This window comes from Gimesia maris (assembly GCF_008298035.1).
Taxonomy (GTDB): domain Bacteria; phylum Planctomycetota; class Planctomycetia; order Planctomycetales; family Planctomycetaceae; genus Gimesia; species Gimesia maris.
This window is the reverse complement of record NZ_CP042910.1, coordinates 2,652,293-2,670,545: the sequence shown is the minus strand read 5'-3', so window position 1 is coordinate 2,670,545 and position 18,253 is coordinate 2,652,293. Positions and strand designations below refer to the sequence as shown.

Annotated in this window: 13 protein-coding genes and 1 other RNA gene; 6 read left to right on the top strand and 8 right to left on the bottom strand. The window is 48.8% G+C overall.

Going from position 1 to position 18,253, the window contains the following annotated elements; genetic code table 11:
* Positions 1-78: 78 nt before the first annotated feature.
* A complete protein-coding gene (locus tag GmarT_RS09895; RefSeq protein ID WP_002648735.1) occupies positions 79-1,524 on the top strand; it encodes a S41 family peptidase in 1,446 nt (481 codons plus the stop codon).
* A gap of 167 nt (positions 1,525-1,691) precedes the next feature.
* Entirely contained in the window at positions 1,692-2,723 is a 1,032-nt protein-coding gene (tsaD, locus tag GmarT_RS09890; RefSeq protein ID WP_002648736.1) for a tRNA (adenosine(37)-N6)-threonylcarbamoyltransferase complex transferase subunit TsaD, read from the top strand.
* A gap of 15 nt (positions 2,724-2,738) precedes the next feature.
* Here tsaD and GmarT_RS09885 read toward each other — a convergent pair whose 3' ends face one another.
* Together GmarT_RS09885 and GmarT_RS09880 are read right to left on the bottom strand one after the other, a co-directional pair.
* Entirely contained in the window at positions 2,739-3,881 is a 1,143-nt protein-coding gene (locus GmarT_RS09885; RefSeq protein ID WP_002648737.1) for a YfaP family protein, read from the bottom strand.
* A gap of 299 nt (positions 3,882-4,180) precedes the next feature.
* Complete coding sequence (locus GmarT_RS09880; RefSeq protein WP_081459602.1) at positions 4,181-6,913, bottom strand: vWA domain-containing protein; 2,733 nt, start codon at positions 6,911-6,913, stop codon at positions 4,181-4,183.
* Between the two features lie 619 nt (positions 6,914-7,532).
* Between GmarT_RS09880 and GmarT_RS09875 the strand changes: the two genes are divergently transcribed.
* On the top strand, positions 7,533-9,452 hold the full coding sequence (locus GmarT_RS09875; protein ID WP_002648740.1) for a hypothetical protein: 1,920 nt from the start codon (positions 7,533-7,535) through the stop codon (positions 9,450-9,452).
* Positions 9,453-9,465: 13 nt separating this feature from the next.
* Here GmarT_RS09875 and GmarT_RS09870 read toward each other — a convergent pair whose 3' ends face one another.
* Positions 9,466-9,954: a hypothetical protein gene (locus GmarT_RS09870; protein ID WP_002648741.1), complete on the bottom strand. Its 489-nt coding sequence runs from the start codon at positions 9,952-9,954 to the stop codon at positions 9,466-9,468.
* 288 nt (positions 9,955-10,242) lie between these two features.
* Here GmarT_RS09870 and GmarT_RS09865 point away from each other — a divergent pair, with 288 nt between their 5' ends.
* On the top strand, positions 10,243-10,575 hold the full coding sequence (locus GmarT_RS09865) for a hypothetical protein (protein ID WP_002648742.1): 333 nt from the start codon (positions 10,243-10,245) through the stop codon (positions 10,573-10,575).
* Between the two features lie 19 nt (positions 10,576-10,594).
* On the opposite strand, the gene GmarT_RS09860 is transcribed toward GmarT_RS09865, so the two are convergent.
* Positions 10,595-10,909 (bottom strand): Hpt domain-containing protein, encoded by a 315-nt coding sequence (locus GmarT_RS09860; RefSeq protein ID WP_002648743.1) that lies wholly within the window; start codon positions 10,907-10,909, stop codon positions 10,595-10,597.
* Between the two features lie 507 nt (positions 10,910-11,416).
* Here GmarT_RS09860 and GmarT_RS09855 point away from each other — a divergent pair.
* Complete coding sequence (locus tag GmarT_RS09855) at positions 11,417-12,595, top strand: LptF/LptG family permease (RefSeq protein ID WP_002648744.1); 1,179 nt, start codon at positions 11,417-11,419, stop codon at positions 12,593-12,595.
* Here the strand turns inward: GmarT_RS09855 and GmarT_RS09850 are convergent.
* Complete coding sequence (locus tag GmarT_RS09850) at positions 12,592-13,677, bottom strand: alpha/beta hydrolase family protein (protein WP_002648745.1); 1,086 nt, start codon at positions 13,675-13,677, stop codon at positions 12,592-12,594. The two genes, GmarT_RS09855 and GmarT_RS09850, sit on opposite strands and share 4 nt — an antisense overlap.
* A 487-nt stretch (positions 13,678-14,164) precedes the next feature.
* On the opposite strand from GmarT_RS09850, the gene ssrA reads away from it, so the two are divergent.
* Positions 14,165-14,522, top strand: a transfer-messenger RNA (tmRNA) gene (gene ssrA, locus GmarT_RS09845).
* 76 nt (positions 14,523-14,598) lie between these two features.
* On the opposite strand, the gene GmarT_RS29470 is transcribed toward ssrA, so the two are convergent.
* The 3 genes from GmarT_RS29470 to GmarT_RS29930 all read right to left on the bottom strand — a co-directional run bounded on the left by GmarT_RS29470 (position 14,599) and on the right by GmarT_RS29930 (position 18,009).
* Positions 14,599-14,937, bottom strand: a complete 339-nt coding sequence (locus GmarT_RS29470) for a hypothetical protein (RefSeq protein WP_002648747.1) — start codon at positions 14,935-14,937, stop codon at positions 14,599-14,601.
* 1,139 nt (positions 14,938-16,076) lie between these two features.
* A complete protein-coding gene (locus GmarT_RS09840; RefSeq protein WP_002648751.1) occupies positions 16,077-16,712 on the bottom strand; it encodes a hypothetical protein in 636 nt (211 codons plus the stop codon).
* Between the two features lie 4 nt (positions 16,713-16,716).
* The gene (locus tag GmarT_RS29930) at positions 16,717-18,009 is read right to left on the bottom strand and encodes a polymorphic toxin-type HINT domain-containing protein (protein WP_002648752.1); all 1,293 of its coding nucleotides are present in this window, start codon (positions 18,007-18,009) and stop codon (positions 16,717-16,719) included.
* Between the last annotated feature and the right edge of the window lie 244 nt (positions 18,010-18,253).

Here is an 18,253-nt window from a genome sequence, read left to right as displayed (position 1 = left end):
AAACCTATTCCGACTCTGGAGAACATTCAGTTCCTTCAAGTTTGAATTGTGTTCTGTATATCTCATAAGGAATCGTCCATGCAAAAATTCCGCTTGATCAGTTCGTTCTCTCTCGTCACCCTGATCCTCTTCTCGATCTTTCCGCAATTCAGTTTTGCAGATGAAAAAAGCAGCGAGAAAGAGAAAGATGACGACTATTATCAAATGATGAAACTGTTCGCAGATACCTACGAACAAATTGAACGAAACTACGTAAAAGATATCGACCGTCGTATTCTGGTAGAAGCGGCGATTCGGGGAATGGTGCAGGAACTGGACCAGTACTCGAATTATATCAGTCCCAGAGATCTGTCCCGGTTTAATCAGGTCGTAGAACAGGAATTCGGCGGCATTGGAATTCAGGTTCATATCGACGAAAACAACGGTAGACTGACCGTCATGACTCCCCTGCCTGGGACCCCCGCTTATAAAGCAGGAATTCGTGCCGGCGATGTGATCGACTCAATCGAGGGAAAAACAACCAAAGGTTTTACACTTCCCGAAGCGATCAAAATCCTGAAAGGTCGTGCGGGTGAATCAGTCAGCATGTCTGTGATTCACAAGGGAACCGAAGAGGTGATTCCTTTAACAGTCACACGCGAATTAATCCACGTAGCTACCGTTCTGGGAGACACTTATAAATCTGATGACTCCTGGGATTACATGCTCGACAAGAAAGAAAAAATCGGGTATATCCGACTGACACACTTCAGTCGTCATAGTTCAGAAGAATTACAAGCCGCGATTGAAGACCTGCAGAAGCAGGGAATGAAAGCACTTATCCTGGACTTGAGATTCAACCCCGGTGGTTTGCTTTCTCAAGCAACAGAAATATCGGACATGTTCATCAAATCCGGTAAGATTGTAAGCACACAGGGAAGAAACAGTCGGGACCGTAAATGGGAGGCGACCGCCGAAGGAACTTATGACGGGTTCCCCATGGCGGTGCTCGTCAATCGCTATTCCGCTTCGGCCAGTGAGATCGTTTCAGCCTGCCTGCAGGATCACAAACGGGCGGTCATCGTCGGTGAAAGAACCTGGGGCAAAGGCAGCGTGCAGAATGTGATCGAACTGGAAGAAGGTGACAGTGCCCTCAAGCTGACCACCGCAAGTTATCACCGCCCCAGTGGTAAAAACATCCACCGTTTCCCCGGAGCAAAAGATACTGACGTCTGGGGAGTCACCCCCGACGACAAATACCGTCTGAGGCTCACTGATGAAGAATTAGAGGCATTCGGCGAATACCGCCGTAAACGTGATATTCTGGACCATAACGCCAAACTGGATAACAAATTCAAAGACAAACAGCTTGATCTGGCATTAGACTACATCAAATCTGCTTTGAATGAGGAAACAAAACCAGCGGCCAAGGAAGATGCTCAAAAAGCTGAGAAAAAGGAAGTGGAAAAAGAGAAGAAACCCTCTAAAAAAGCAGCCGCGCTCCCACAACCGGCAAAAGCACCTCTGGTGATTCAAACCACTTAGCGAATGCTTCTGTTGAAGAGATCCTACCAGGTACAGGTCACCATTCGGCCAGACAACCAGATTGCGACTTGAACCACGTTAGCCAGTTATAATACGAAAGCGACTTTCGGGAATCTGTTCGGTCTCGAGGGTCGCTTTTTTATTGGAAATAACGTAAATTCCCCTCTATGAATCAATCTGAAGAATATCTCCTGGCCATCGAATCTTCCTGTGACGAAACCGCCGCTGCGGTGATCACTCGTGATATGCGAATTCTTTCGAATGTCGTCTCTTCTCAGACCCGACTGCATGAAAAATTTGGGGGTGTCGTTCCAGAAATTGCCTCGCGGGCCCACCTGGAACGCATCTTACCAGTCATTGATGATGCACTAAAACAGGCCGAAATCACCCTGGATCAGCTGACTGCTGTAGCAGTGGCAACGGAACCAGGTCTGGTTGGCTCTCTGCTGATCGGTCTGACCGCCGCCAAAACCCTGGCACTCACACTCGAGATCCCTTTGATTGCAGTCAATCACATTGAAGGCCATCTGTTTGCCTGCCAGATGCAGGAAGACCACCCATTGTTCCCCGCGATTGGCCTGGTCGTCAGTGGAGGTCACACGAACCTGTATCACTGTTCGGAAACGCTGCAGTTTGATCTGATCGGCGCAACCATTGATGATGCCGCTGGAGAGGCCTTCGATAAAGTTGCTAAGATTCTTGGTCTGACTTATCCGGGAGGCCCTTCCATTCAAAAAGCCGCGGTTCAGGGAAATCCCAAAGCATTTCCATTCCCTCGAACATTTATCAAAGACCCGGAACTGCGTTTCAGTTTCAGTGGCCTGAAGACAGCGGTATTGTACGAAGCATTGGGAAATCCGGGAGCAAAAAAACAGCCACCGCCTCTCACTGAAGATCGTATAGCTGATCTCGCAGCCAGCTTCCAGGCAACCGTAGTTGATGTTCTGGTTGCAAAATGCCATCAGGCATTAACCCAGTATGATTACTCCACTCTTTGTGTAGGCGGGGGCGTCGCGGCCAATGCCCTGCTGCGAGAGCAGCTGGAGGCAATGACGAAGCAGTCTGGCTTCCATCTGAGCATTGCACCACCTGATTTATGTACCGACAATGCAGCCATGGCTGCGATTGCCTGGCACCATCTGGATCAGGGCCGAATCGCTTCTCTCGATCTGGATGTGAAACCGGGGCTTGTCCGCTGAAATACGGGTACTGGATCAGGGGTTCATAAAACTGAACGTGAAGATTTCAGTCACATTCGTGAACTGAGGCGATAAAGATAATCTGACATACCTTCGGTCCGGCGAAACAACTGCTGCTCCAGTGAGACTGATTCCTTCAGGAATTACTGTTATCACAGGCTGGTTGGCAATTCCGCCGGTATTCTGTACTCCCGTCACGACGGGAGTTTGCCGACCAGTTGAAATTCCGACCTGCCTGGAAACCCGGAAACTGTTAAGTGATTCCCGCGAGCCTTTTGAAAGTTGACCTGCCGGACGTATTCGATTGCGATTCCCCAGGCGACTGGTTTTCTGAGTTTCTTGAGGCTCTGCGGGGATCTGCGATTTCTTGTCACGTCTGCCTTTTTCCAGATTGATTCGAACCAGCTGATCTTCTTTTGACAGAGGAACGATTTTCGTTTCAACAATTGGTTGCTCCGATCCTGCGTAGCGAGTTACTTTCAGCTTCGCTCTCTGTCCCACAATATTCCCGGATACATAGCGGACTCGAACGGTATAGTTTCCCGGGAACCCACTCGCACAAAGATATTCTTCCTTACAGTTTTCCTGCTTCGGACCATACCCGTCATTCAGCAGTACACCACCTCCGGCGGTTAAGGGAGATTCAAAAGAACAAACTGTCCCTTTCGGCTCCTCTACAATCAGATCCAGATCACCATCGCCATTCCAGGTGAGTTCAAGTTTTAAATCACGTTCTAAAGCTGTTTTCCTGGCTGAGCTGACTCGATCTGCCTCTGCTTTTCGCCCCGCCTTATTAAATGACTGTTCCAGATCAGCCAATGCATTTAGTGCTTTTTCATGCCATTGCTGATGATCTTTGATCCAGACGTTCGTCAAGATCCCCGTAGCCGCCCACTCTATGGCTTCTGCATCTTTGAGTTTAATTGCCAGGCGTAAGCCCATGATATAAGGCTCGGGACGGGAGGGCTGAAGTTTTGCCGCCTGCTCATAGAGCTTCAGAGCCTGTTCATCTGCCTCAAACCGGGAAAGATACGCGGCTGAATACACCATGCTGGGTACATCGGTAGCAGAGAAATCGATGCGTGAGAGTAATACGCGCTGAATCTCCTGCTGAGGCCGCCCGACAATTTCCATCGATAAAGCCAGTACGTCATACATCCAAGGCTGCGACTGACCATGAATCAAAGCGGCGTTGATGGCAGCTATGACATGCTCATGTTTGCCAGACTGATGCAGATTGAAAATTAAATCATTTACCAGGTCGGGAGAAGGCTTTCGCTTGGAAAAATATTCATTCCAGAATGCCTGAGGATCTTTGACATTGGCAATTATTGGTGCTTTGAACTCGCTCTTTTTTTCCGGTTCACTATTAACAGAAACGGAGCCTTTCCCCTGGGAACGGCTCCGTGCTGTTAATTTAGATTGTCCAGCGACTACAGGTGGTTTCTGTTTGACACCTACTTGACGGTCACTGGTTTTTTTTTGAGTTGTTCAATCGTGTTGTTATCAAAACGAAAGGGTTTGTCTTCGACCTGAAACTGAGCCTGCGATGCTTTGGTTTCAGTCTCTCCCAGGATGTTATCCAGAATGGCTTTCATCTCTGCATCTTTGATTGACTTCAACTGTGGGGTTTCCGCTTTTTCTTTTGCTTGGGGAATGGGCTGCTGCTTTGTATTTTGCTTGGGCAATCCATTCATCAGCAGCATTTCTGGAGCCACGTTAAATAAACCCTGACCACCACCGCCACCACCGCCGAAGCCACCCTGACCACCGCCACCAAAGCCACCTCCACCGCCGAGGCCACCTTGCTGACCACCCTGCTGGCCGCCAAATCCACCCTGACTTGATCCAACAGAAGACTGCTGTGTGGAGACTGAGATGACCAGGTCGGCAACGGGATAAACCCGTGTACTCAAGATTTCTTCCGCTTTAATACTGGTGGTGATTTTCATCACTTCGTCTTCAACCAGATAGGTCAGACCGATTGGCTTTAAAATAATATTCAACGCACTTTTCAGCTTGATGCCGCTGAGAGCCACATTGACTGGTTCATCAACTGTTAATCCTTCTTCTCCCAGATCGTTCGAATTGATCAGGATTGTAATATTGTGCAATTCAGCAAAGTAAGTCATCACTTCAGACAGAGGGATGTCAGGGAAGTTTGCTTCAGTCTCTTTTTGCAGTTCTTCAAAGATCCGCTGTTCAGCAGGACTGTTACGATGCAGGTCAACGTTAGACCATTTCTTCCGTCGCTCGGTCAACGCGGTCCAGACAGGAGCGGATGGCCAGCGAATGGGAGGCTCATCCGGGAAAGGAACGTGTGAGAGTTCTACCTGATACAAAGTTTCCAGAAAACGGTCTGCACGGAGTGAACGCATCTTGAAGACTTTTGCTAACTGTCCTGCTGCTTCAGAAGTAAACAGAGCTGCGGTCGCAGGCCCATTACCCGGTTCCATATCAACGGCGACACGGGCAACGGCTTCCGCTTCTTCATAGGCATCAAAGTTACCATGCTTACCGTCCTGGATCAGAGATCGCACACGGTCGATCAATTGTTCCAGCTTTTCATCTTCCAGCAGAATCTGATCTACCAGACGTTTCTGTTGTTCCAGCTGAGCCAGTTGCTGTTGTTGACGAATCCGCCGAGTTTCAGCGACTTCCATCTGGCTGCGGACATCCACCATCATGTTACTCAAACGACTTTCGAGTTGCTGACGTAAATCGATATCGATGTCTGAGGTTGATTTCAGGAAGTTCAAAGTCCGTTTCAGAACCCCTAGAGCTCCTTCCGGATTTTCAGCAGATTCCTGCCGGGCTTCTTCAATGGCGTTCTGAACTTCAATCTTCATCTGGGCACCTTTGATTTGACGCAGTTGTTCTACTTTGCTGATGGCGTCATCAATTGGTGGCTGTGGGTCACTTTTAGGAGCAGGTTCAGCTGAAGTATCAGCCGCAGGTTGTTTTATGTCGGCCTGAGCCAGCTGTGCTTTTTGGAAGCGATCTGAGAGTTTCAACAGTGAATCTGCACGGGAATTACCGGGATCCAGCTGCTGCAACAGGTTTCCGTATTTGGCAGCTTGTTCAAATTTACCACTGCGAATGGCATTGGTTCCGGCAAATTCCAGCTGAGCCATGTGTTCTTCGTGTCCGGTACGAGCCAGATTCATCATCCGCTGACCGGCAAAAGCGACTCCCAGTTCCTGTCCAGGCTGCTGATTTAACCAGGGAACCGCCAGGAAGCTGTTTACTGGCTGAGCGACAGGTACTTTAAATTTCCAGATGCCGTCCAGATTTCTGTTTTTCAGTTCTACCGTGAAACCGCTTGAGACGTCGCCTTTTCCGAGATAAATAGTCTCCCGGTCAGTCCTGACAGGTAAAGCGCGGTTGGTATTTAATTCTAACTGGTTGTCTGAGATACGAATTGATTCGGGATAAAATACGGGAGCCTGGATCGCTTTGACGAGTTCTTTACCAACAATGGCCGGTAAATCCTGCTTGCCTGTTGCTTCATCAGAAAGAACAACTCCACCAGTGTATACGCCGAGTGTTCCCAATAGCTGCAGGTCTTTTTTAGGGCCGACTGCATAGCTGTGGACGGGAACATGCTGTTGTGCCAGCTTACCGGTTAATGCTGCCATTTCAGGTAGTGAGATCAGTTTGGCAGAGCTCATTCCATCGCCGATATAGACAATTGAACGTGCCCGCTGATTCTGCAGCCCCTGCAGGACTGTTTTCAATGCAGCTGAAAGATTCGTAGCACCGAGAGGGGCTCGAGCAGCCAGCGATTCGACAGCCAGTTGGGCCTGTCGACTTTTAGGAGCAACGAATTCACTAACAAAGGGAGTACATTGAACGTCAACCGCGTAGACGGCAACATTCGAATCATTGGGGAGTTCATTCAACAGGGATTTGAGCACATCCAGAGCCTGAGTCCGATGCTCGCCTACCTGACTGGCGGACGTATCAAACAGAATCGCAATCTGCTCTCCCGCATGAGCTGGTGCCGGCAGGCGATCCGCTTTGATCTGCAGGGCGTAAAAATGTTCGCCTTCACCATTCTGATAGCTGAGGATCTGGCCAATGTTTGAGATTTCTGGAACCTGCTGTTCAGCAAAACTTTGTGGCGAGCACAACATTAATGTTGAGGCAGCCAGAACAAACATTGAAATTCCAAATCTGGATAGCGACATGATTTCTCTCTCCCGAGTAACTTTAGGCAAGAATGCTTGAACTTAAGCCTATATGGTCGATTGCCAAATTGCGCATTCTCCTCAACTGTGCATTGTATATACAGTCTCGGACACCATTGAAGGAAATTCCCCCGATTTTCTCTTAATTCTCCAAATTTGATGCGAGATGGAAAGGGTTTGTCGGCACGGACTGAAGGATCCGCGTAATTTGCAGTCCGATTATGGGGAAAGTAAGGATCAAAGCCCACTTAGCGAAATCAGCGATTTCAACAAAAGAAGCTGATAAAACAGCTTCGATCTACTCAACTGTTCATATCTGGTATCTCAACTCGGTTCTACTTTCATGTTGAAGGGGATCGGATTGTACTGATTCTTCTCAATAAGCAGACGCGTAAAAGTCGATCTTCCATACAGTCTTACCCCCTTGTTTCCATACACGAACCAACCGTTTTCCGATGAACCGGAAGTAAACACGCGAATACGTGTTGCAGTCAGGCTTCACCAAATCCAGACACTGATTCCAGGCATGCTCTCTCGACCATTCATCATACTAACGTGTTTGATCACGTGCATTGCTGTATTGATTGGGTGGGAAGTTCATTCATCAAAATCAGGCCCCTTGCCTGCCGGGTCAGGAAACCGCCGTACTGTAAGACAAGTCAAAGCTAATAAACCTGCCTTTCGCCCCCCTCAGACCGTAAACTGGAATCTTCCCGTCACGGTCACGGGCTTGAAAAATAAACTGAGCTTTCCACTGTCATTTTCTTCCGACGATGAATACGTACTCATTGTCAACAATCTGGATCGCTCCCCCAGACGCACGAAAACAATCAGCCTGACAGTTAACGACACCGTTGAGGAACGGCCTGCCACAGACTGTTATTTCGAAAACATACCAGAATTAGATTCTGTTGCCCAAACCAGTAGTCTGCACCATGTTTCAATACAGCCCCGCTCTCCTGAAACTGGGGCACTGGTGAGTGAATCAGAGCCTGATCAAGCACTTCTTGAACCTGTCAGGTACTTCAATCTGTTTGTAACCGATGGGGATCTCTCCGACAAAAAACAATACACGCGGCTCGAGGCACGATTGATTCGTCAGAGCGCCCGGGTTGCGATTTATCTGGATAAGCAGCAAAAACCTGAAGAACTGGCTGCCGGACTGGTCAGTGATCTGATTGCGCAGCTTGAGAATCAGGTACTGGACAAGATCAACAGAGAGTGTGGGCCCATACGAGATATTGATGGTAACGGGCGTTTCTGTATTCTTCTCACCCCCTGGTTAAGCAGGCTGCAGGGTGGCAAAACAAAGATCAATGGCTTTGTCCGCCCCAGCGACTTCCGAGACAATGTCGCAGAACCGTTCAGCAATCACTGCGATATGCTTTACCTTAATTCCGCATTGAAACCGGGACACCAGCTACTTGATCTCTTAAGTCATGAAGTGACCCATGCAGCTGTATCCAGTATCCGTACTGCTGGTGGCCACTCTCTGCCAGATGAAGAAGACTGGCTGAACGAAGGTATCGCGCACCTGATGGAGCCTGGCTATACGAATCGTGACTACCGTATCAGTGAGTTTTTCCGGTCACCTCAATCATATCCACTGGTCATCTCCGATTATTATCGCGCACAACTCTGGCGCAACCATGGATGCCGGGGAGCCGTGAATCTCTTTCTGAACTGGTGCAATCAGCGACAGTCGAACAGCCGTTTTGCCAGGCGTTTTACTCATCATCGCTTCACAGGCACTGATAAGATTGAGCAGTTAACTGCCACTCCATTTCCAGAACTGTTTCGTCTCTGGTCTCTGGATCTGGCCAGACAATCGCTGATTTATAATACATTTCAGGCTGCCCCGAACAGGCCTGACCCCCTCATCCACTGTGGCAGATTCATACTTGCCGGGCCAGCTTTTAAAGACTGGAATTTGTCAGATCAAAACCATACGAGTTTGAACATTGCTTCGACAGCTTCCGGTTTTCTACGTCTTAAATCAGGCAATCTGCGACCGGAAAAACGGATGATTCACGTGCAGGGATTTCCAGCGATGCAGTTGACGCTGTTGAAAATTCAACAGACGCCTCAGCAGGTTTTCCTGCACGCTGAACACTCATCTTCTGAAAGTCCGGCAGATTCCATTTCCGAATTCAGTGACTTCCACCTGCGTTGCAGTCATCCCATCAATTCAGAAGTCGAATCAATCCACCTGGAATTCAATGGGGCCTATCTTTCTCAAATCGCCCGACAACCGCAAAAACGGGAGATCATAGCGACTGCCGCCCCCCCCATTGAGCAGAGATCCGGACTCCAGGTCGATAAACTGGAGTCCTGCACGAGAGAGGAGAAACGGGTGACAGAGTTCCGTGTATCAGTCCCACGAACCAGTTTCGAGGGAAAAATGGAAATCGAAAGTCTCACCTGGAAAGCCATCCTCATTTCTGAATCTCAACAACGAAGAGTCGCTCAGTTCGAAATGGCATTACCGACACTGTCACCACGCAGACTCGCAAAGTCAGTCCTTGAATCAGCGAAATGAGATCGACTGAAAATTAAAAACTGGTAGCGTCGTCCTGATTTTCTCCCAGATATTTCAATCGAGTCGCAAACATTTTTTTCAGACGGGATACCGGATACATACGCACGATCTTATTTTTGTAGGTAATTCTGCCCTGATCGTCACGTCCCAGTTGTGCTGCAACATCCGGCTTGGCCATTCCTGCATACAGACCGGCGAACGTTTCCGGGTCAACACCATTCCCGGCTTCGAGGTCATCCAGCGCGTTCACACCTCCACATGAGACCGCAAATGCATTCAGTCCCTTAGTAGCAGGACGCATGAAATTTTCCTGTTCGAGCGCTGACTGTGCATCAACCAGTTGCTTCACACCACGTTTGATCTTGTCTTCCGTCTCTTCGGTCGGAGTCCCGGAGGTCTGCTGTGCGTGCAACAGACTGCTTTGAAAACTTTGAGAAGCACCTAAAACATAACCGACTGTAATCAGCAGTAAACCGACAGCGACCTGGCTAACCTTGGACATGAAAGACTCCCTGTGAATGCAACATTTTTGTTTTGTGGTTCTATTCAAGGTCAACAACCGTGAGACGCATCATCGTCTCCGGCCTGCTGGCTTAAAATAATGAAATTGCTTGACGTGCAGTAGCGTTTGAAGATCATTTTTACTAATAATTAACAGCTCAGGTCAATAAGAACCCTGAAAATTAGCGGCTGAAACCGTGATCCTCTGAATTTACCCCGGTAATCAGCCCCCATCAACCACTTCCGGGCTGCCCCCTGAGATAATACTCAGGGCCAGAGATTTACAAAGATGAGCATTGAAGAATTTCAACAGGCACTGTCACAGATCGTTGCCCAGTTCCAGAATGCCAATTATGATGCCAGACATCTGCTTCTGGATCTTTCTGAAAAAATTCAGGAACTCTCGGAACAAATCCCCGAGACCGTGCCCGCACATCTGCGATCCGAGTGGAAATCGATCTGCAATGATGTCGATGCAGTCCAGCCTGCCTTTAAAAGTCATCGTAAAACTTCGATACTTTTTGATCGGCAGGGTATGGGACTTCCGGGTGTTCAGACGGCAAAAGCACTGATCACGCGCATCGTCGCACTGTCAAAACTGATTACTCGACTCACCGAATAGATTCGGATTCGATCCAAATTCAGACGACAATGCGATTCATATGGTGCAACAGCAGCTCTTTCTGATGTGCTATTTCAACCCGATCCTCCGATTTACAGGCTTCTTCCAGATGAGAAGCAAGCTCGGAAAGCTCATCAAATCCATAGCCGGCACCGGCCCCTTTGAGCTGATGCGCCATCGTTTGAAGCGGAGTGATCTGCTCAGTACTCACGGCCTGACTCAAAAGTTGTTTCTTCTCCTCGATCCCATCGACGAACATTTCAATCAGTTCCAGGAAATCTTCATCATCACAATATGCCGATCGGACCGGGGTGTTTGCTAAGGCGTCTAACATATTAAAGGTACTCCTATTGATTCAGGGTCCCAAATTATCATTTTTAAGGGTTTCATTTGCGCTTCGGAACTTTTTACAGGCGGGCGACAGCACCAGTTCCAATTTGCCACGTATACAATTAATAGTTTGGCAGAATGCGCGTGCTGCAAAAAAGGTTCATTTATCCAATTTACAGGTGATGTAAAACGGGCAGGAGAAATGAATGTACTGATTAAGACTGATTTGCCGATACGAGAACTATTCAAACTAACTCTATACACACGATTTACAGAGCACATGGAAATGCACATCGGAACACGCACCAGCCGTCTGATATTGACTCAATACGGGTTCTTCTCTTATACACCACCGGTGATTCCTAACATTCCCCACAGAGGGGTTTGAGTTGATCCCTGAGTCAGGTCATTCCTGAACTGAGACTGATTTACAGCAAATATCAGAATCAGACCTGTTTGAGCTAAATCCTTAAATCCATTCTCTTTAGTTCTAGATTAATATTACCCTGCCATGCGATTGTTACAGCGCTATGTTCTCTTCGAATTATTGCGCGTTTTTACACTTATGATCACAGTGCTGACCGTCCTGCTGGTATTTGTTGGCGCGTTCCAACAGGCAACCAGCCAGGGGCTGGGTGTAATTCTGGTTTTAAAGATCCTGCCATTCATTGTCCCCAGCATGCTCCCCTTCACGATTCCTGCGACTCTGTTGCTGACCGTCTGCGTAGTTTATGGTCGCATTGCCGGAGACCAGGAAATCACGGCCGCTAAAGCGGCGGGAATCAATGTACTCTCTCTCCTCTGGCCTTCTTTTATTCTGGGAGGTTTTTTGAGCCTGGGTTCCCTGATTTTGAGCGACCAGATTATTCCCTGGGCAGAAAAAAATATCGAGAACACCATCGCCTGCGAACTCGAAACCATCTTCCTGGAAAAACTGCGGTCACAAAATCAGATTCATGACCCGACCAGTGGAATCTCCATCACTGTCATGGGTGTACGCAACAAGACTTTACTCGTACCCACGTTTCGGTACTCGCCTCCCAACAAGAAACCCGTCCATCTTCAGGCGGAAGAAGCAACCCTGGAATTTGATCTCACCAATCAGCAGGTCATTCTGCACATTTCCAAGGGGCATATCGACTTCCCGGGAAAACCACGCTTCTTTGTCGAAAAAGATACGTTTCCATTCCCCCTTCCCAGCCAGACCACCATGGCCAAACCGAGACACATGAGTGTGAAATCCATCAAATCCGAACTCGTTGATCTCAGCGAGAAAAAAAATGAGTTCGAGTTCCAGCGCGATATCGAAGTTGCCATGCTCCTGGCTCTGGGAGATTTTGAACACTTTCAATCACCGGAAGTCAACACGGATCTCCCACAGAACCAGTTCCAGGAAAAACGCCAGAACAAACTCAAGACGGCCCTCTCCAGCCGCTTCGCCTTAAGCTGCAGTTGCTTCTTCTTTGTACTGGTAGGCTGCCCTTTTTCCATTGCCCAGGCACGCCGACAGTTTCTGACCAGCTTCTTTCTGGTATTCCTGCCGATTCTGCTCTTTTATTACCCCATCGTTTTGCTGGCAATCAACCTTGCTAAACAGGGAAAAATAGAACCAACCTGGTCGCTCTGGGCAGGCAATGCTGGTCTGCTGATCGTCGCCATTCACATGCTGCGAAAAGTACTGCGAAATTAAGAACCGGTAGAGTCGGTACTTCGCTTCTTTCGATCCCAGTTTGAGAAAAAAGTCGTCAGCCGTCGCGTTTCACCAAAGATATATATCGCAGCCGAGATATGTCCCGCATCCAGCCAGACCAGCTCCGGCTTCTTGCCCATCGACTCCCATAAAGCCACTGCGCTTTTCGGGGGCAGAATCTCATCATGTTTTGCAGCGACCATCAATACATCACGATCCTGCAGCAGTTTGCCATACGTATGCGGATCCACGGGGGACATGATTTCCAGAAATGACTCAAATGTGCCCCCGTTATCCAGCCAATGTTGACGAAACCGTTTTGCATCCTTATGCGGATTTTCCCAGATGCCCAGCGCCAGATTGCCGCCGCCAAGGTAAATGGCCACTTTCCTGAACCGCGGCTCTGCTTCTGCTGACAGCGCCGACATGATGCCTCCCAGGCTGATGCCGGTCACTCCCAGTCGCTCTGCGTCCACTTCCTGACGGCTCGCCAGCCACGCCGCGGCCCGCCGGATATCCAGTACTGCCTGGGTCATCCCCTCCGCCGTATGCTCAGGCACAAACGAGATCATCCGCCGCCGACTCTGGGCTCCTGAACCCCGTCGTGCAGCATAATAAGGCATTTTGATGGTCAGCGCTGCTATCCCCTGCCGCGCCAGTGAATTCGCTGACATCTCAGACAACTCAAATCCGCCCCCCAGAATATGCAGACACACACACGCAGGAAACGGACCCGGACCTTCCGGCTGATAATAATGACCGTGCACCGTATTGTTTTCCTTCACATCCGTTTTCACTGGAGAAGGAAACGTGACATCATACACTTTGACCGGTCCACTCATCCGCTTAAATTCACAGGTAAACGGAAACGAGTGAGGCTCCAGATGAAACCGTGCAGGAACCTGATCCTCCTTCTCAGTTGTCGTGAAATGAACCTCCCCCTGCTCCGGGATGTCTACGAACTGCGAATCCGCGGCTTTCGATTCGGCCCAACTCATTCCTGGCAGACTGACCAGACAGAGCAAAACAGAACAGGTAATCGACAGACGTCGTTCCAATGAGAGGAGATGTACACAATCCATATCAGATAAACTTCCGCTTCACAGTGAGATAAAGAACGGCCACTGGTTTCTTTCAGTGACTCAGTATTTGATTGAACGTATTTTAGGAGAATGACAGCCAGGAATGTAGACTGATTTGAAAGAGAATTCCCTGCCGACCGGAAAACAGGTAAAAACTTTGTCCCGTTTCAAATAACCGGACCGGAATGCCATTGAAGCCGCCTTTTGCTTCCCCGGTAATCTGTTCTCGATCTGCTCTGTGCTGTCGGGTAGCGAATCTAAAGTATTTGCCGCTGTTTCTGTCGTGGCTCTGGAACCGAAAAAGGCAGTAAATACAGGGAGTTGGAGCAATAAATTGTTCTGAGAACAGAATTTCGATAAACAGAGTAAATTGACTCCGGAGGATCTGCTGATAATAATAAGAGAGGAGCAGAACGATTTTCTTACAAATTGATTGATCATTCTGTTCCGAAATGACGTATTAAAAGAAACGTACTACTGAAGACACGGGGGCGATCGGATTCGACTGGTTCACCGTATGTTAAGGTGGCGTGCCGTGGTTGATCAGTTGGCCACGTAAAAAGCTGATCACAATCTAATTGCAAACAAGCAATTTTCAATGGCTGCTTAATAAAAGCAACCCCGGCTTAGGAATCTCTGTCTGAGGAGTCCGACAGCTGGTCACAAAATCAGACTGGTATCAGATCAATGTCCGCTCCGTCTGATACGAGATTCGTGGTGGACTGGTTTCCAACAGGCTCTGTTTATCGTGCCCGAAGAAACGAGACTCAAACGATAAAATATGCACGTAGAGGCTTTAGCTGAGGGTTCACAGGACGCGGGTTCAATTCCCGCCGCCTCCAATTTAAAGGCTGCTTACCATTCCCGGTAAGCGGCCTTTTTTCATGCTCACTTTTCATGCTCACTTTTCATGCTCATTGTTCACTCATCATCTGCCCCCCGTTGATTTGTTCTACTGCAGAATTTCGACTTGACTCCCCCCTGCCCCCAACCAGAATAAGCGTCTAACTGAGTCGCGCGCGTGACCAGTTTACAGTGCACTGAAACACGGGCCACTTGTTCCAGGTCTTCACCGTAAAACAGCCTGTTTTTTCCAGATTTGCACTGCCTGAAACCACACTTGTTCGCAAAGTGCGCCTGCGGGTCGCCACACTTCGCAGCCCTTTGCCACGGCACCGTCCCGGTACCGTCAGACATCGCCCCGTTATCAACCTGTATCGCCACAACATGCCCAAAACCCCCTTGCTCTCCGCGCGCCACTCCCTAAGATGATCCTCGAATAGAAAACGAAACCCGATTACCAAACCCCCGAGCATGACTCCGTCCTTTCGTGTCATTTCGTGTTTTTCGTGGTAGCAAAAAATCCGGAACCAGTTCAACCGGCACCGTGCACTATCCGTGTGTCACAGAAAACTCACAGAGCGACTTTCACAAGCGATAACCAGTCACCGTCCAGCCAGCAGAATTGCAGGGGCTGCCCCATGCGTCAGCCCGCGGCACCAACATCGATTTCACAATCGAAGCCCACCCCGTTCCACAGATTCTACGCGATCTCACTGCAACCAACACAGATGAAAATCCCGCACCACTGAAAACCGATCACAGACAGAAAGCATAATTAGCCGCAGGGCCTTAGCCCCGGTTGTACCCCGATCTACAGAAACCGCCCCGAACCCCGAACAGCTGATATAAAGCGGGTAGCCCCGGATGCAATCCGGGGTTGTTGCAGGCAACAGGAAACCGTCAGCGAAATCGTATAATCAGGTGACACATCACCAACCTGGCAAGGCTCGCCCCCGTTTCGCACCACATGGCAATCTGATCAATCTCTCGGAATCAATTTTTCTACCACGAAAAACACGAAATGACACGAAAGTAAAAGTGGGTAAACCCGGATGCACAACCGGGCCGATCGTAGCGAGCAGGAGGTCGCAGCTGCCGCATTCGGTCCAGAACCAAGCATCCTACTCTTACCCGGCACAGCCGAACGAGTCGGTCCGTGACAAACAATAACGTCTCTTGTATCCGTTCTAAATACTCGTCAGCCGCACCCAATGAACCAGCAAAAACACAAAAGCTGCCCACGTATCAGCTCACAGAGCCAACACCAGTTTCACAATCAACGACCAAACCTGTTCCAGACCAATATGAAACCCAGTGAAAAAGAAGCAAATGAAGATCGCTATTTTTCGAGTGATTTCAAGCATGAATTCGAATCCAATTACAAAAAACATTTTGTCTGCTTGTCAAAAATCCATTTTTACACTTTATTTACTCAGTTTGACTAACATTTCGTATTTTGGATCCAGAACCTGCATGACCGTGTTACGACTGAATCAACGCTTAGAGAAATCATCAACGAGGATCAACTTTTAGGAGGATGAGTTGATTTATCAATTCTACTTCCGAGTTTTTTTAAGCCCAGATATAAGGGCATCGGCAAGTGGTTTGTAAACTTGCGCATGAAGTAAATCACAGTAATTAGCGAATTCCTGTGCTATTCGGTCGAATTCACTCCATTGGTTCCGATTTGCCAGCACTGCGAGTAATACCGGATATCGGACGAGGCGATCGGAAGTAATCCATCTCATTGGATCATCATCGATCAATCCGACGAAGACTGCATTCTCATTTGAATATTGATCCAACCAAGGAAGAACATGAGCTTTGATCGCATTCGCAAAATCAACTATGAACATATCAATGCTCTGATCATCCGTTCTGAATTCGTGAACCACAGGACAATCAACCAGCAAACTGTCGCAGTTGATCGTCACTGTCGCGTGTGTCTTCGCTTCCGTTCTACTCAGGTATGGGTGAAACGGAATATAAGTTTCTTCGATTCGGTCAAGTCTAACTTGACCATGCGCCGCAAGCTTTGCCGTCCCTTGTTGAGATGTTGGTAATACTGCAATTTCAATTGCTTGCCAACCCTCAGCAGTTGATTTCAAAAGCTGCCAACGAGATTTCACGAACTTGAAGCCGTCAAGTTGATCGCTAAGCCCTTTTCCAATTCTTGCGGTTAGTTCATCCATAACATTATTTATTCAGATTTGATGCATTAACTTCAAAAGTACGGATCGAGCCAGTAGGAGTATTCCTTGGGAATCCAGAAGCTCTAGCCCGACGTCCAGTGAACATGGTCTTAGTAAGAGGGTCAGCTATCAGCGCATCTTTAGTAAGTTGTGTTGCATCTCGTGTCGCACCTCCGGACTTAACTTCAATGGCACGAAGTCGACCAGTCTTCTTGCTACGGACCAAAAAGTCAGTAACACGATAAGCCCCCACACCTGGCGTGCTGACTCTAATTTGCTCACCAACTAAATCGAATGTACGACTCTCAAGTAACCTCTGTCGTACGGCTGCTTCGCCAATTTCGCCTTGAATTTTATTAAGCCTGACTTGAGGAACCCCGCCAACCGTATCAGCCTGAGAGACAAGCCGACTGTTTGGCAGCACGTCATACGTTCCGAAGGTGGCGCGGAGCGTATCTGAGAACTCATCAGCGGAACCATTGACGATGCCGATATAGCCCGAATCGTAATAGCCGCGGGGGACGAGGTCACAGGGGCCTGAGTTATGGACCAGCAGGCCAGAATCGGTGACGCTGTAGACGTGTTCGCCGGCGACTTCCAGGTTGTAAACCGGTTCGGGTCCGGCGCGGATTTCGATCGAGGTGATGCGGACTGTTTTGCCGACAGCAGAACGCAGTCGTTCGCCGGGCTGCAACTGGTCGGAATGGATGAATGCCTGGCGGTCTTCGCTCCAGATCGGATGTCCGGCGGTCACGCCGATCGGTTCGGTTTCCCCTTCCACATAGATATTGAGGACGTTATGCGAAACGTTTTTAAATGTGGAGATGACCACCGGACCGTCACCCGGATCGATGGGCGGACAGTCTGATATCGAGAGCACTTCCGACGCCCCCACCACATGCAGTTCCGGCATGTTGAGCATGATAACCGCTCCCGGCTGTGCGCGGTGGCGATAAATCCAGCTTAAGGGCCGCAGCAGTTCGGCTTCAAAGTAAGTGCCATCCTCTTTGTCCATCTGCACCGATACCAGCCGCCAGCCCTCCGGCGTCGGATCGATTGTCGGTTCTGTTTGAATGCGAAGCGGATTCCGACCGACAATCCGCATGCCAGGACGCATCTGTTGAATCGGCGTCGTCACCACCTGCGGCGGTGAGCAGGAAGGACTCATTGCCGCCTGGGCCGAGGGCAGAATCTCGGTATCCGCACCACCAATCAACCCCGCTCCCGCTTTCCAGAAACAGAAACCAGTGAACAGGAAACAACTGAAGATAGCTAGTTTTCGAGTGAGGTCAGACATGAATACGATTAAAATAACATAATAAATTGTCCAGCAGAGTTTAATCTGCAGTTAAGCTGGTATTTAAGTTTTCAGTACGGAACAGCCTGAGATGATCATGATTCAAAAGCCAAAGCAATTAATAATCAGACTCACATTTGCACGAAGGCAAACTGAGAAAAGAAATTCTGAATTTCGTCAATACTTAGGCCAAGTCGTTTAGCAAGAGACTCTGAGTTGTAAGTTATTGCACTGACTTCTTCAT